The 15377-nt window shown below is 41.5% G+C and carries 13 protein-coding genes; 2 read left to right on the forward strand and 11 right to left on the reverse strand.

Translation table 11 applies throughout. The features are described 5' to 3' along the window. Nucleotides 1-34 precede the first annotated feature (34 nt). Both HDF25_RS08060 and HDF25_RS08065 read right to left on the reverse strand, forming a co-directional pair. Nucleotides 35-817 (reverse strand): enoyl-CoA hydratase/isomerase family protein, encoded by a 783-nt coding sequence (locus HDF25_RS08060; RefSeq protein ID WP_184624237.1) that lies wholly within the window; start codon nt 815-817, stop codon nt 35-37. A gap of 3 nt (nt 818-820) precedes the next feature. Further along, a complete protein-coding gene (locus HDF25_RS08065) occupies nt 821-1240 on the reverse strand; it encodes a cobalamin B12-binding domain-containing protein (protein WP_184624238.1) in 420 nt (139 codons plus the stop codon). Between the two features lie 79 nt (nt 1241-1319). Here HDF25_RS08065 and HDF25_RS08070 point away from each other — a divergent pair, with 79 nt between their 5' ends. Then, nucleotides 1320-2981, forward strand: coding sequence for a glutamine--tRNA ligase/YqeY domain fusion protein (locus HDF25_RS08070; protein WP_184624239.1), 1662 nt, complete (start codon nt 1320-1322; stop codon nt 2979-2981). A 254-nt stretch (nt 2982-3235) separates the two neighbouring features. Here the strand turns inward: HDF25_RS08070 and HDF25_RS08075 are convergent, their stop codons facing one another. After that, complete coding sequence (locus tag HDF25_RS08075) at nt 3236-4069, reverse strand: N-acetylmuramoyl-L-alanine amidase (RefSeq protein ID WP_411267906.1); 834 nt, start codon at nt 4067-4069, stop codon at nt 3236-3238. Between the two features lie 112 nt (nt 4070-4181). Here HDF25_RS08075 and HDF25_RS08080 point away from each other — a divergent pair, with 112 nt between their 5' ends. Continuing rightward, nucleotides 4182-5870, forward strand: a complete 1689-nt coding sequence (locus HDF25_RS08080; protein ID WP_184624240.1) for a dipeptidyl-peptidase 3 family protein — start codon at nt 4182-4184, stop codon at nt 5868-5870. Nucleotides 5871-5936: 66 nt separating this feature from the next. On the opposite strand, the gene HDF25_RS08085 is transcribed toward HDF25_RS08080, so the two are convergent. From HDF25_RS08085 to gltX, 8 genes are all read right to left on the reverse strand, one after another. Further along, the gene (locus HDF25_RS08085) at nt 5937-6305 is read right to left on the reverse strand and encodes a response regulator (protein WP_184624241.1); all 369 of its coding nucleotides are present in this window, start codon (nt 6303-6305) and stop codon (nt 5937-5939) included. Nucleotides 6306-6317: 12 nt separating this feature from the next. Next, nucleotides 6318-6881, reverse strand: a complete 564-nt coding sequence (locus HDF25_RS08090) for a chemotaxis protein CheB (protein WP_184624242.1) — start codon at nt 6879-6881, stop codon at nt 6318-6320. Then, nucleotides 6881-7708 (reverse strand): CheR family methyltransferase, encoded by an 828-nt coding sequence (locus HDF25_RS08095; protein WP_184624243.1) that lies wholly within the window; start codon nt 7706-7708, stop codon nt 6881-6883. The genes HDF25_RS08090 and HDF25_RS08095 overlap by 1 nt, the downstream gene beginning before the upstream one ends. Next, complete coding sequence (locus HDF25_RS08100; protein WP_184624244.1) at nt 7709-8080, reverse strand: two-component system response regulator; 372 nt, start codon at nt 8078-8080, stop codon at nt 7709-7711. Nucleotides 8081-8100: 20 nt separating this feature from the next. Continuing rightward, entirely contained in the window at nt 8101-11691 is a 3591-nt protein-coding gene (locus tag HDF25_RS08105) for a response regulator (protein ID WP_184624541.1), read from the reverse strand. A 17-nt stretch (nt 11692-11708) separates the two neighbouring features. Beyond that, nucleotides 11709-12833, reverse strand: coding sequence for a hybrid sensor histidine kinase/response regulator (locus tag HDF25_RS08110; RefSeq protein ID WP_184624245.1), 1125 nt, complete (start codon nt 12831-12833; stop codon nt 11709-11711). A 129-nt stretch (nt 12834-12962) separates the two neighbouring features. After that, complete coding sequence (locus HDF25_RS08115) at nt 12963-13805, reverse strand: neutral zinc metallopeptidase (protein WP_184624246.1); 843 nt, start codon at nt 13803-13805, stop codon at nt 12963-12965. 63 nt (nt 13806-13868) lie between these two features. Continuing rightward, nucleotides 13869-15377 (reverse strand): glutamate--tRNA ligase, encoded by a 1509-nt coding sequence (gene gltX / locus HDF25_RS08120; RefSeq protein ID WP_184624247.1) that lies wholly within the window; start codon nt 15375-15377, stop codon nt 13869-13871.

Raw genomic sequence — 15377 nt, forward strand, 5'->3', positions numbered from 1 at the left:
ATGATCAAAATTTAATCCACTTATTTAAAGGTCGTTACCTTCCTTTAAAATCAGCCTTTCGCTTTTCCAGAAAGGCACCGACCCCCTCTTTGAAATCAGCTGTTCCAAAACAGTTCCCGAACTCTTCAATTTCAACTTCAAAACCGTTTACTCCCTCAGTTACAGCGGCATTTACTGTCCTGATTGCACTGGCAATTGCCAGAGGGGCACGCTGTTTAATTTTATTCAGAATTTCTTCTGCTTTGCCGATCAGTTCAGCAAGAGGCACAACATGATTGACCAATCCTATTTTCTCAGCCCTTTCTGCGGTGATCATATCCGCGGTAGTGATCATTTCTGTAGCTCTTCCTTTCCCAACCAATCTGGTCAGTCTCTGCGTCCCCCCATAACCCGGAATCAGACCTAAAGTAACCTCGGGAAGCCCCATTTTAGCTGTATCTGCGGCTACACGGATATGACACGCCATAGCCAGTTCCAGTCCTCCTCCCAATGCAAATCCGTTAATTGCCGCCACAAATGGCTTATTACACTTTTCTATCGCATCAAAAACATTTACCTGCCCGTTTCTGGCCAGTGCTTCGCCCTGCTCAGTATTATAAGATGAAAACTCTGAAATATCCGCCCCGGCAACAAAGGCCTTTTCTCCTGCCCCGGTTAAAAGCACACCTCTTACCTCTTCAGTTCTTGAAGCATAAGCAATTACGTCGGCCAGTTCAAGCAGGGTCGCTTTATTCAAGGCGTTTAATTTAGCCTCCCGGTTAATCGTGATGTAAAGAATATTTGCCTTAATTTCTGATAATATGTTCTGATAAGTCATAATTTAAAAATTTCTGTGTTCAGTAGCCCAGTCACGGATATAATTAACAATTGATTCCATTGTTGTTCCCGGCGCAAATAATTCACCTACGCCTATTTCTTTAAGTTTCCGCATATCTGACTCAGGAATAATCCCGCCCCCGGTTAACAGGACATTGGTCAGTTGTTTTTGCTTCATAAACTCAATAATTTTAGGAAAAACAGTCATATGTGCCCCAGATAAGATAGAAACACCTATCGCATCGACATCTTCCTGCAAAGCAGTATTCACAACCATCTCTGGTGTTTGTCGTAACCCCGTATAAATCACTTCCATACCTGCATCACGCAGGGAGGTTGCAATCACTTTGGCACCCCGGTCATGTCCGTCCAGGCCAACTTTAGCCACTAAAATACGAATAGGCCTGTTTAATGTTTTGCTCATAAATTATACCGATAATCCATCGTAAATGTAAGTAAATTAGCTCTTTTATATTAACTTTGAATATAAATTTACAGTTTTTATGAGTGAGGAAAGATCATTGAACTTTATTGAAGAGATCATTGAAAACGATTTAAATAGTGGAAAGTACAAAACTTTAGTTACACGTTTTCCACCTGAGCCCAATGGATATTTACATATCGGTCATGCGAAGGCAATCTGCCTGAATTTTGGATTAACACAGAAATACGGTGGCTATACCAACCTGAGATTTGATGATACAAATCCGGTAACGGAAAAAACCGAATATGTGGACAGCCAGCAGGAAGATATCAGGTGGCTTGGTTTTGAATGGAAACACGAGTTATATACTTCGGATTATTTTGATACGCTGTATGATTTTGCTGTTAAACTCATAGAAAACGGACTAGCTTATGTAGATCATGGTACTGCAGATGAAATTGCTGCCCTTAAAGGTACACCTACTGAACCAGGAACCGACAGTCCTTACAGAAGCCGCAGTATTGAAGAAAACCTGAGCCTGTTCAGCAGTATGAAAGCTGGTGAGTTTGAAGATGGTGCCTGTATTCTTCGTGCTAAGATCGATATGTCCAGTCCTAACATGCTGATGCGTGATCCGATTATCTATCGTATCAAACATGCTGAACATCACCGTACCGGTAATACCTGGTGTATTTATCCGATGTACGATTTTGCGCATGGCCAGAGTGACAGTATTGAAGAAATCACACACTCTATCTGTACCCTGGAATATGTTTCACACCGTGAACTATACGACTGGTTTATCGCACAACTGGGTATTTTCCCTTCCCACCAGTATGAGTTTGCCCGCCTGAACCTTACTTATACAGTAATGAGCAAGCGTAAACTCTTACAATTGGTGAATGAAAACGTTGTAACCGGATGGGATGATCCGCGCATGCCTACCATCAGCGGTTTAAGAAGAAGAGGTTATACCCCTGAAAGTATCCGTGAATTTTGTGAAAGAATCGGGATTGCAAAAAGAGAGAACCTGATTGAACTGAGTTTACTGGAATTCTGTATCCGTGAACATTTAAATAAAACAGCTAACCGCGTCATGGCTGTTCTCGATCCGATTAAACTGATCATCACGAACTATCCTGATGAAAAAGAAGAAGTTCTTATTGGTGAAAACAACCCTGAGGCTGAAGATAAAGGCGGCCTGAGAGAAATTCCTTTCAGTAAAGAACTTTGGATTGAGCGGGAAGATTTTATGGAAGAACCCGCAAAAAAATGGTTCAGACTGGCTCCCGGTGCGATGGTAAGACTGAAAAACGCTTACATTGTAAAATGTGAAGATTTCAAAAAGGATGCTGACGGAAATGTTACTGAAATCCATTGTACCTATATTCCTGAGTCAAAAAGCGGTGAAGATACCAGTGAAATCCATGTAAAAGGAACTATCCATTGGGTAAGCACTAAACATGCTAAAACAGCAGAGATAAGGGTTTATGACCGTCTGTTCTCTGTAGAATCACCAGATAGTGAAGAGGGAGACTTTAAAGATTACCTTCATCCTGACAGCGTTAAAGTAATTAAGAAAGCTTATATCGAGCCCTATCTTGCCGGTGCCGACCTGGAATCAAGATACCAGTTTATCCGTAAAGGATATTATTGCCTGGACAAGGACTCTACAGCTGATCACCTTGTTTTTAATCAGACAGTAGGTCTGAAAGATGCCTGGGCAAAAGCGAAAAAATAATTCTGATACTGAAGAGCCCGTCTGACCAAAATCAGGCGGGCTCTTTTTGTTTAAGTACTTCTGGGTCAGCTTCCGGTTAAAGTCGGGTACTGCTTAGGAAAACACCACTACTGAAAGGATCTTACCACGTGCTTCCTCCATGTCTTTTCAACTAGTTAAAATCCATGGACTTGCCATAGACCGGGATTAGTCAGACATTGGTTCAGTCCCAACCAGTACTACTACCTGACCCGACCACAACCATCTCAGGACGGTTAATACTTTTTATAAAGATTAAACAGGATCATTTTATCCTGCAAACTAAGCACCGGACTAATATCAGTCTGTACAAAATGACGTTTAAAAGCTATAATTGCCGCAGGTAGGTTACTGACATCATAACCAATAATACGCAGTGCGATTGCGGGATCAAATTCAACTGGCGGGATCTGTAAAACATCATCATACCATAAACCAAATCCTTTATCAGCTAATTGTTTCCATGGAAATTTATTCGGGTCTATCTTACGTTTAGGCGCAATATCAGAATGACCAATAATATTAGATGCCGGGATATTATATTTTTTCTTCAGTGTGGTCAACAGCGCCAGTAAACTGTTAATCTGTGCATCAGAATACGGTTCATCACCATTATTATCAAGCTCAATCCCCAATGAACAAGAGTTCAGGTCATATTCATTCCCCCATTTAGCAACCCCCGCATGATTTGCCCGCAGATAGTCATTGACCATTTGTACAACCTTACCATCTCTGCCGACCACATAATGTGCACTGGTTTGAGTCTTCTTTAAAGTAAAAGCCTTAACCGTAAGCTCTGTGGAAGTCTGTGCCGTATGATGCAGAATAATAAAATTAGGCTTCCGGATCCCGAAATTCACCGAGCCTATAAAAGACTGCTGATCAGGAGGAAGAGTTTCTATATTTTGATTTAAGGGCGGCATTTCTGTTAAGGTCTTACCAAACTCTTTAGCCTGATTTTTATATATTTTATTGGTCGCCGCGTATTTATTTGCAGAACAGGCGGCAAGAAAAAACAAAGGGATACTTAGCAGTATGGTGTTTTTACTTCGTGCGGTTTGTCTCATCATAGGTAATTATAACGGTGAAATTACTAATATTTACATAAATGCAGGAGAATGCGCTAAACTTTATGCCCTGCTTATTATTTTTCCTAATTTAGGTGCGTTATAAAAAATTACCATGAACAAACTTACTAAAGCAGCCTTATTTTTAACTGGATGCTCCATCATTGCAGGAATGGGTTCCTGTACCCATACAGCCGGCACCAAAACTGCTGCCTCTACAGAAAAAACAGGTGTAACCGTTAAAGACAGTTTACAGGAATATGTTCACAACAGACTGAATATTTACGAAACCGTTAAACTCACCACAAACCTCAATGCATTAAGTGCTAATGAACGAAAAATACTTCCTCTGCTGATTCAGGCCGCCCAGATTATGGACGAGTTATTCTGGAAACAGGCTTATCCGCAACGCGATAGCTTACTGGCAGCACTGAAAGACGAAAAAACCAAAGAATTTGTAAAAATAAACTATGGTCCCTGGGACAGGTTAAATGGCGATAAACCATTTATTACCGGCATCGGAAGCAAACCTGCAGGAGCCTCATTTTATCCGGCCGGAATTACTAAAGCAGAAATCGAAAAGTCTGCACTGAAAGATAAATTCAACCCTTATTCAGTTATACAAAAAGACTCTACAGGTAAATTAACCCTGGTTCCCTACCATATTGTCTATGCAGCAGAATTGCAGAGGGCTTCCAGCCTGTTAAAACAAGCAGCGCTGATGACTGAAGATGCAGGATTTAAAAAGTACCTGAACCTTAGAGCAGACGCCTTAATGAATGATAATTTCACGGCCAGTGATTATGCCTGGCTGGATATGAAAACCAACATTCTGGATATCATCATCGGCCCTATTGAGAACTACGAAGACAAAATGTTTAATGCCCGTACCTCTTATGAGGCTTATGTTTTAGTCAAAGATAAAGTATGGAGCAAACGTCTTGCAAAATACGTAAGCATGCTGCCTGAGTTACAAAAAGGACTACCAGTAGCTGAAAAATACAAAACAGAGAAACCAGGTACTGATTCAGAACTGAATGCTTATGACGTAGTTTATTACGCAGGGGACTGTAATTCAGGCTCTAAAACCATAGCAGTGAATTTACCTAATGACGAAGTCATTCAGCAGAAAAAAGGAACACGCAGATCACAGTTGAAGAATGCAATGAAAGCCAAATTCGATAAGATCCTGGTTCCTATTGCCAATGAACTGATCGACAAGGACCAGCAGAAATATATCAATTTTGATTCGTTCTTTGCCAATGTGATGTTCCATGAAGTTGCACATGGCCTGGGTATCAAAAAGACAGTTACAGGCAAAGGCTTTGTTAAAGAAGCACTGAAGGAACAATCAGGCTGGCTGGAAGAAGGTAAAGCAGATATTCTGGGCTTATACATGGTAACAGGGCTATTGAAAAAGGGTGAACTGACAGGTGATATCAAAACCTATTACACCACTTTTATGGCCGGTTTATTACGCTCTGTAAGATTTGGTGCATCAAGCGCTCATGGTCAGGCCAATATGCAGTGTTTCAACTTCTTCAAGGAGAAAGCCGCATTTGTAAGAACGCCGGAAGGAACTTATAAAGTAGATTTCGACAAATTCCATACTGCGATGAACGAACTGAGCAGCATGATCCTTACCCTTCAGGGTAACGGGGACAGAGCTGCTGTAGAAAAAGTACAGAAAACCAATGCTGTTATCAGTCCTGAATTACAGGCTGACTTAGACCGCTTAGGTAAAAAAGGCATTCCGGTAGATGTAATCTTCGAACAGGGAGTTGACGTACTGGGTGTAAAATAAGAAAACCCACAAAAAAGCCCTTCATTGAAGTGCCCCCAAAAAGTTAGACACTTATTGGGGGCATTTTTATGCTGGTAAATGTTTCAGAATAATATTTTCCAGTTCCTGGATATCAAAAGGTTTGGATAAATAACCATCAGCACCAGCCTGATCTGCCAGTGACATCACGTCGTTATTTGCAGAGAAATAGATAACAGGAATATTTTTCAGTGTTTCATCACTTTTCAGTGCCCTGGTGGCATCAATACCACCTACATCAGGTAACCAGTTATCCATGAAAATAATGTCTGGTATATACGCCATAACCTGTTCTATAATATTATTTGAAGTAGAAGAGGTTTTGATTTCATAACCTGCGTCTTCCAGGATAAAGGTACATAACTCAAGGATGTCAGTGTTATCATCAAAAATGAAGACTTTTTTTTGTTGGGGCATTACCAGTAAAGTTTAAGAGAGCAAATTTATGAATTCTGCCATAGCTTCTATGGCTAAAGTGTAATCTATTTTAGCAAAGTTAGCTGCCTGCTGAGGCATATAGGCGACCTGCGCTGTCTGCGGGTCCTGGATGACCGTTGTTCCACCCCAGGCTTTAACACTGATTAATCCGTTTACCCCGTCTGCATTTGACCCTGAGAGCAATAAACAGACTAATTTGTCACGGTAAACTTCGGCTGCAGTCTGAAAAGTAGCATCGATTGCCGGCCGGGAGTAATTTATTTTTTCTGAACAATCCAGCGAAAAACTCCTGTCCTTTTCAATTAATGTATGATAATCTGAAGGAGCCACATAGATTGTTCCGGCCAGGATCGGCTCTTTCTCATCTATTTCCTTAACAATCAGACTGGTTCTTCCGGCCAGTAATTCGGGCAACAGGGAATCTGCCCCATGTTTTCTGTGAACTACAATAATTATCGGAAAACTGAGCGCAGGATTAAGCTCTGGCAATACTTTCAACAGTACATCCAGGCTTCCGGCCGATCCTCCGATAATGAGCGCATCACATTTATTCATTAGCTTACCTTTCTCCAGATTTTTTCTCCGGGAACCCTTTTATAATTACGTGCCAGCGGGGAAAAGTCAAGTGTTTCTTTACTTCCGAGAGCAAGATAACCCAAACCTTCCAGACTTTCATCAAAAAGACTGAGCACTTTATGCTGCAGGTCACGGTCAAAATAGATCAGTACATTGCGACAAAGAATGAGCTGAAATTCATTAAACGAATGATCTGAGACCAGATTATGTGTAGAAAAGATAATCCTGCTTTTTAATTCATCACTGAATTTTGCCAGCGAATAATTTGCCGTATAATAACTGGAGAAATCTTTGGTGCCTCCCGACTGAATATAGTTTTCAGAATATTGTTTCATCTGGCTCATCGCAAACATACCCTGTCCTGCCTTTTCCAGTACTGCCGGATTGATATCTGTGGCATAAATAAGTGATTTATGCAGCAAGTTCAGTTCTTTCAGGATAATAGAGACAGAATAGGCTTCCTCTCCTGTTGAACAGCCGGCCAGCCATATCCTGATTAAAGGATAAGTACCCAGCTTTGGAAGCACCGTATCCCGCAATGTCTTAAAGAAACCCGGGTCTCTGAACATCTCTGTTACATTTACCGTAATTTGCTCTACAAACCTTTTAAAATAAGCCGTATCGTTATTTATCTTATACCTGAATTCGGCGAAACTAAGTTGTTTATCCAATCCGTATAACCGGAGTATTCTCCGTTTGATAGAAGCCTTGGAATAACCGGTAAAATCATACCCATAATATTCCAGCAGGTCTCCCAGTAAAATTTCAACTTGCTCATCACTAATCACAACCAGTTCCTGATTCATTTAAATATATTTCATCAGTAAATCTGTTAAGCTATCTACATTAATTGGTTTAGAGACATAACCTACTGCACCTGCATCCAGACAGCGCTCCCGGTCACCCAGCATAGCCTGTGCAGTAACTGCAATTACCGGAATTTCTTTTAAAACCGGATGTATATTCATTTTAGCCATTGCTTCATAGCCATCCATACCAGGCATCATCATATCCATCAGCACTACTGCGATATCTTTCTGTTCTTCTAACAGCTGTAAACCATCCTCTCCACTGATGGCAGAAAGACATTGATACCCTTTAGCTTTCAGGACTGCTTTTAAAGCAAAGATATTCCTGTTATCGTCATCGATGATCAATATTTTTTTTTGCGTTTCCATACCTTAAAACGTATTCCTTTTTAATTTTTATCATAGAGCCATACCCGCAATAGAGAAATCAGCTGGTCTACATCAACTGGCTTGGAAATATAGTCAGATGCACCCGCAGCTATACATTTTTCTCTGTCTCCCATCATTGCCTTCGCAGTAACAGCCAATACAGGCAAATGTTTCAACGCATTTATTTTTCTAATCTCTTTGGTACTTTCATATCCGTCCATCTCCGGCATCATCATATCCATTAGTACAATATCTACAGATGGGTTCTCTTTCAGCAATTGTAATGCTTCTTTACCGTCTGTAGCAGCCAGTACTTTCATCTTATGCTGCTCCAGGGCTTTGGTTAAGGAAAAGATGTTTCTTACATCGTCATCCGCAATCAATACGGTCTTATTATTCAGCACTTCATATAAACCACCCAGACCTTCGCTTGCCTTTTTAGACTTGCTTTCCCCCGATTTCTCCTCCACCAGATGCAGGAACAAACCTGCTTCATCCAGAATCCGCTGATACGAATGTGCCGTTTTGACTACGATAGAATCTGCATATTGTTTAATTCTGCGCTCTTCTCCCTGAGACAGATTCTTTCCTGTAAAAATGATAATAGGAAGGTTCTCCAGTCCCTCGCTTTTTTTAATCGTCTCGAGAGTCAGATAGGCGTTTTTATCCGGGATACCCATATCCAGAATGACACAGTCCACTTCTTTTTTATGCAGGGCATCTACACTCTGGGATACATTATTGACTACCTCGGTCTGTATATCATGGTTACTCAGAAAATAACTGAGTGCCTTGGCATGCTGTTCGTTTTCCTCAACAATCAATACTTTTTTAGGATGGCGGCTCAGTGCATCTTCCAGTTTCTGGAAGATCTGTTTCATATGCTCCAGGGCTACCGGTTTATTGATAAAATCAACAGCACCCTTTAACAAACTCTCTTTTTTCACCTCCAGAGAAGACATAATATGAACCGGAATAGGTCTGGTTGCCGGATTCGCTTTCAGCTCCTCCATGACCTGCCATCCATCTTTAATGGGTAATTGTATATCCAGCAATATGGCTAATGGCTTAAAGTGGTTGGCCATATCAATGCCGATATCACCTCTGACTGCTACAATGCCTTTATAATTCCGCTTACGGGTAAAACTCAGCAGTGTTTTCGCAAATGCTGTGTCGTCTTCAATGATCAGGATAACTTTATCCCCCTTAACAATATTTTCACGGTCATCTTCAATTTCCTGTGGGATACGGTCAACCGTAAACCGCTCTGGTAATATCGTTAAAGCAGGCTCTTTTACCGGCTCGGCTTTGTAATCTGCAGTCGCGTAAATCTCCTCTTCCAACTCGGCAGCAATACCGTCTACAGGCAGGGAAAGCAGAAAAGTACTGCCTTTATGCTCGGTGCTGGTCAGTTCAATTTCACCACCCAGTAATTTTGCAAGCTCACGGCTGATGGACAGCCCCAGTCCTGTACCGCCAAACTTTCTCCTGGTAGAGCCATCTGCCTGTTGAAAGGCCTCAAATACCAGTCCCTGTTTAGCCGCCGGAATACCAATGCCCGTATCTGTCACTTTGAAAAGCAGCAATCTTTGTTTACTGTCGTTACTGATATCCAGTGTTACACTTCCTTTACTGGTAAACTTAATCGCATTGGAAAGCAGATTCTTCAAAATCTGCTCCAGACGCATTTTATCTGTATAAAGGGTAAGGTTATCCCCTTCTATGTTAATTCGCAAGTCCAGATTTTTGTTTTTCGCAATCGGATTAAACAGGGAACGCATATCTGAAGACACCTCGTTCAGGCTGACATCCGTTAGTTCCAGCTTCATCTTACCGGCCTCAATCTTCGATAGATCTAAAATTTCATCAATCAGGCCTAACAATCCCTGACCGGAACTCTGGATGACTTCTGCGTACTCTACATATTCGGGGTCAAGGCTTTCATTTTCTGACATTAATTTAGAAAGCAGCAGGATAGAATTCAATGGCGTCCTTAACTCATGGGACATGTTAGCCAGGAATTCGGATTTATATTTTGTACTCTGTTCCAGTTGCTCTGATTTTTGCTGGATTTCGAGGTTATGTTCATGAATCAGCTGGTTTTTCTCTTCCAGTAAGGTTGTTCTTTCTTCCAGCTCCTGATTACTCTGCAAAAGTTCTTCCTGCTGTACGCGGAGCTCTTCTTCAGAAGTCTGTATTTTTTGTGTCTGGGCTTCCAGCTCTGCATTCAGGCCTTCCAGCTCACTATGTTGTGCCTGAAGTTCTTCAGCCTGTGCCTGCGTTTCTTCCAGAAAATCCTGTAACCTCTTCCGGTTCTGGGCAGCATACACAGCTACCCCAATATTCTCAGATATTGTATTAAAGAAATCTAACTGTAAAGGACTGAAGGTATTCATGGAACCAAGTTCCATCACCCCAACAACACGCTTGTTTCTGATCACCGGAACAGCAACAATATTTTTTGGTCTGGTGTTTCCTGCGGCATAACTGATGGTCATCTCTCCTTCAGGGATATCATTCAGCAGAATCTGTTTACCAGATTTCAATACCTGCCCCACTAATCCCTCTCCCTGTTTCAGAATTTGTTTCCTCTGGTCTTCCTCCAGGGCATAACTTCCGGTCAGATGCAGCAAACGGTCTTCTTCCAGCAAATAAAAGGCCGCTACCTGTGCACCAGTATGTTGAATTATAGTCTCTAAAACGTCATGGGCTAAGGTATCCAGATTCTTTTCCCCAACCATTTGATCATTCAGATTGGCAATGCCAGTCTGAAGCCATTCCTTATCTCCCAGTAAGGTAAAGGAGTAATTCAAAGATTCGGCCATTGCGTTTAATGATCCACCTAAGCGGCCTAAATCATCTTTCGCCTCTTCATCCAGCCTGATCTCATAGTTCCCCTTTGAAATCTGTCCTGCAAGATCCTGGATCACCTGTATTCTTCGTTCAATTTCTTTATTTGTCTCTTCCTGTTGTAATTGTAGCTTAACTCTGACATTGAAATCGGATGATACTCTCCGGTAAAAGAATATGGTAATTAAAAAGGCCATCAAAGCAGCAAAGAGAATTAAAACGGGGGTATAACCAGCCAGTTTATTCTGATTCGCAGTACGCACGTCCAATAAATTCTGTTCTTCGATCTGCATCCTTTTAATCACTTTCCTGGCCTTATCCATATATTCTTTGCCAATCAGTAACTCACCGGTACTCACAGATCCACCTCTCCTTTTAATCTCAATAGTTTTCTCCAGGATATTTAACCTTCCTTCAATAATTTCCCGCAGTTTACTGATATTGGCCAGTTGTTCAGGATTATCTGTAGTCTGTTCCTGTACGGTATCCAGCAATAAAATAGCAGCCGCTTTAGCTCCTTTATAGGGATCCAGAAAAACCTCATCTCCCGTCAACAGAAAACCACGCTGTCCTGTTTCTGCGTCCTTCAGAGTAGATAAAATGCCATCGGTATTCGTAATAATGGAATGACTATGTGAAACCAGTTTTGAGTTTTTAATCAGGTTACTGATACTGACATAAGAAGCCGCAGAACTGATAAAAAGCAGTAATAAAGATAACCCCAGACCAAAACGCAGGTTATTTTTCAATGTTCTTTGCATCATAAAAAGGAAATATGTTAATCTGTTTCAGTTATTGAAATTACAGGGATATTGAAATAAAATTCAGACCCTTCTCCTAAAGTACTATTCACCCCTACAGTTCCGCCATGCCGCTCTATAATCTCGGCCGAAATATACAAACCGATCCCCAAGCCCTGGAAATGGATAGATGTCTCTTCTACTCTGTAGAATTTATCGAAAACGCTCTTTTGCTGCTCGGGCTGAATCCCAATACCAAAATCCCGTACAGCCACAGTTACCCGGGCATCTTCTGCTTTTACAGTCAGGTGTACTTCATTGGTTCCCGGGGCATATTTGATTGCATTGGTCAGGAAATTCACCACAACCTGCTCAATACGCATTTCATCTGCAAAAATCTCTTCAGGAACATGGCCCGTTTTGGTAATCTTAAATTCCGGGTTAGATTGATGGATAATTTCTATAATGCTGTCCAGCAGCACATTCAGGTTAAAGTATTTTTTATTGAATTTCAGTTTACCGCTTTCAATTTTAGAAATATCCAGCAGATCGGCAATCAGGTCATTTAATTTATCCAGTTGTAACTGGGCCTTTACCAGGTGTTTCTTAACTGTTGGAATATCCCCTTTATCTACACTTCTTTCCAATAACTGTACATAGCCCTTGACACTGGTCAGCGGTGTTTTTAATTCGTGACTGGCAATACTGATAAATTCGTCTTTTTTTCTTTCAGCTCTTTTCCTGGTTTCTATCTCCTCCAGCAGTGTTTTCTGGATTTCTATTAATTTCCTGCTCTGCTCGTAAATCCGGTAAAACGTCTTCACTTTCAACAAGAGAATATTAATATCTACGGGTTTGGTAATATAGTCCAGTCCTCCGGAAGAGTAACCTTTGGTTATAAAGTTCAGTTCAGTATTCGCTGCTGATAAAAATATAATAGCAGTTTCTTTAGCTTTGCTATATCCTGCGATTGCTTCTGCAACCTCAAATCCATCCATACCCGGCATCTGAACATCCAGAATGATTAATACATAAGCTGTTTTAAGGACTTTTCTGAGTGCTTCCTCGCCCGAGGAGGCTGTATCTACTTCAAAATTATGTCTTTCGAGAACCTTTTTTAAAGAGATCAGATTCTCTGGTGTATCATCTACTATCAGGATCATTATAATGAATAAATAAGAATCAACTATTCGCTATTCCCATTCTGGGGGGCAATAGCATTCAAAATTTATGCAAAATAGAGAATTTATTTTGCTTAAGCCGGGTATTGCGGCGATATCACGGGTTTACCGCTAAAGCTGGGAACTATTAAAAGTATCACCCTGGTTAATATCCCCGGTATCAAATCCTTTTTTAAACCAATAGACCCGCTGTGCAGAAGTCCCATGGGTAAAGGCATCCGGAACAACTTCTCCCCGGGTCTGTTTCTGCAGTTTATCATCTCCGATTGCATTAGCAGCATTCAGGGCTTCTTCCAGATCTCCTGGTTCAAGTAGAAAATCTTTAAATTTCTGTGCACGATTAGCCCACAGACCGGCGAAAAAATCTGCCTGCAGCTCCAGTTTTACAGAAAGTTTATTGTATTCCTTTTCAGATAAAGATCCACGGGCACGTTGTAACTTTTCTGATATACCCAGTAAATTCTGGACATGATGACCTACCTCGTGGGCAATGACATAAGCCTGGGCAAACTCGCCGGCAGCACCAAAACGGTCTTTCAGTTCCTGATAAAAACTCAGGTCTATATATACTTTGTGATCTCCGGGACAGTAAAAGGGTCCTACGGCTGCGTCAGCACCACCACAGGCAGATGTGGTACTGCCTGTAAAAACATGGAGTTTAGGATGCTCATATGTTCTGCCCATTTTACTGAACTGATCATCCCAGACCTGCTCGGTAGAAGCAAGAACATCTCCGACAAATTTGATTCCAGGGTCATTGGGGTTACTTTTAACCACCTGGGTCTGAGCCTGGTTATCCAATGGCAGCTGTGAAACCAATCCGGTAAGATCAGTACCAAAAAACAGACCTACTATAATTACAATCAGGCCAATACCCCCACCCAGCATCGTTCTGCCGGCCGGGACACCCCTTGCGTCTTCTACATTATCACTAGTCTTACCGAACCACTTCATATTTTTTTGCGTTGATCTTTATAACAAATTTCTAATCCGATTGTTGTACCGGATTAGAAATAGCTATGCAAAAGCAGCTAATGCCGCTAAAATCCGCTCTTTAGTCTCGGCCGAGCCTAAGGTTACCGCAATATCAAATACCCCAGGACCAAATTTGCCACCAACCAGCATGATGCGGAAAGGCAACATCAGTTCTCCCGGTTTCAGATTGTGTTCAGTTGCCAGGGACTTAAATTTCTCTTCCAGTTCCAAAGTCGTAAACCCGTCTTCGATTGCCGGCAGATAGGCGTTGAAAAAATCTGCTTTCTCAGCAGTCCATTTACTTTTTACAGCCGGAAGATCATATTCGACCGGTGCCTTAAAGAAATATTCACTCTGCGCCACGAAATCAGTCAGCAGGTTACATCTGTCTTTGATCAGACCGATAACTTTTAATGCAAAATTATCATCCGTTAAATCAATTCCTTTAGCTGAAAACTCCTGTTTTACTATATCCAGCAAATCTGCTGCATCTGTATGTTTAATCCATTCATGGTTATACCATTTGGCCTTTTCAAAATCAAATTTGGCCCCAGCTTTACTGATTCTTTCCACAGAAAATTTATCGATCAGTTCGGCCATAGAGAAAAGCTCCTGATCTGTCCCGTCATTCCAGCCCAACATAGCCAGCAGGTTTACAAAAGCCTCAGGCATAAAACCTAACTCTCTGAAACCTTTGGTCATATCACCGGTTTTAGGGTCTGTCCAGTTCTGTGCATAAACCGGAAAACCTAAACGGTCACCATCACGTTTGCTCAGTTTTCCATTTCCATCCGGTTTTAAGATAAGGGGTAAGTGTGCCCAGTTTGGCATTTCATCTTCCCATCCCAGATATTTCCATAATAAGATATGAACAGGTGCCGAAGGCAACCATTCTTCTCCCCTGAAAATATGACTGATTTTCATCGCCCTGTCATCGGCAACTACAGCCAGGTGATAGGTCGGCATTCCATCTGCTTTTAAAAGCACTTTATCATCTACCAGATTCGTGTCAAAACTAACCAGTCCACGGATCATGTCCACAAATGAGACATGCTCGTTTTCAGGCATTTTGATACGGACAACATGGGGAGTATTATTTTTAAGGAGCGCATCTACTTCTTCAGAAGAAAGGGTCAGTGAGTTTCTCATACCCATTCTCGATGTCTGTCCGTACAGGAAATTAGGAATTTCTTTCCGTTTCACATCCAGTTCTTCGGGGGTATCAAAAGCATAATAAGCAAAACCGTCATTGATCAGCTGCTCTGCATATTGTTTATAGGTAGATTTACGTTCACTCTGACGGTATGGAGCATACTCACCACCAACCTGAGGACTTTCATCTGCCTGAATGCCACACCAGGCCAGGCAGGAGACAATATATTCTTCTGCACCTTCAACAAAACGGGTCTGATCGGTATCTTCGACACGCAGGATGAAAGTACCATTGTGTTTTTTGGCAAATAAATAATTAAATAAGGCCGTGCGTACACCACCTAAATGAAGGCCCCCTGTCGGACTGGGCGCAAATCTTACTCTAACTTTCTTTTCCAT

It is taken from the genome of Pedobacter cryoconitis, from assembly GCF_014207135.1.
Lineage (GTDB): Bacteria > Bacteroidota > Bacteroidia > Sphingobacteriales > Sphingobacteriaceae > Pedobacter > Pedobacter cryoconitis_D.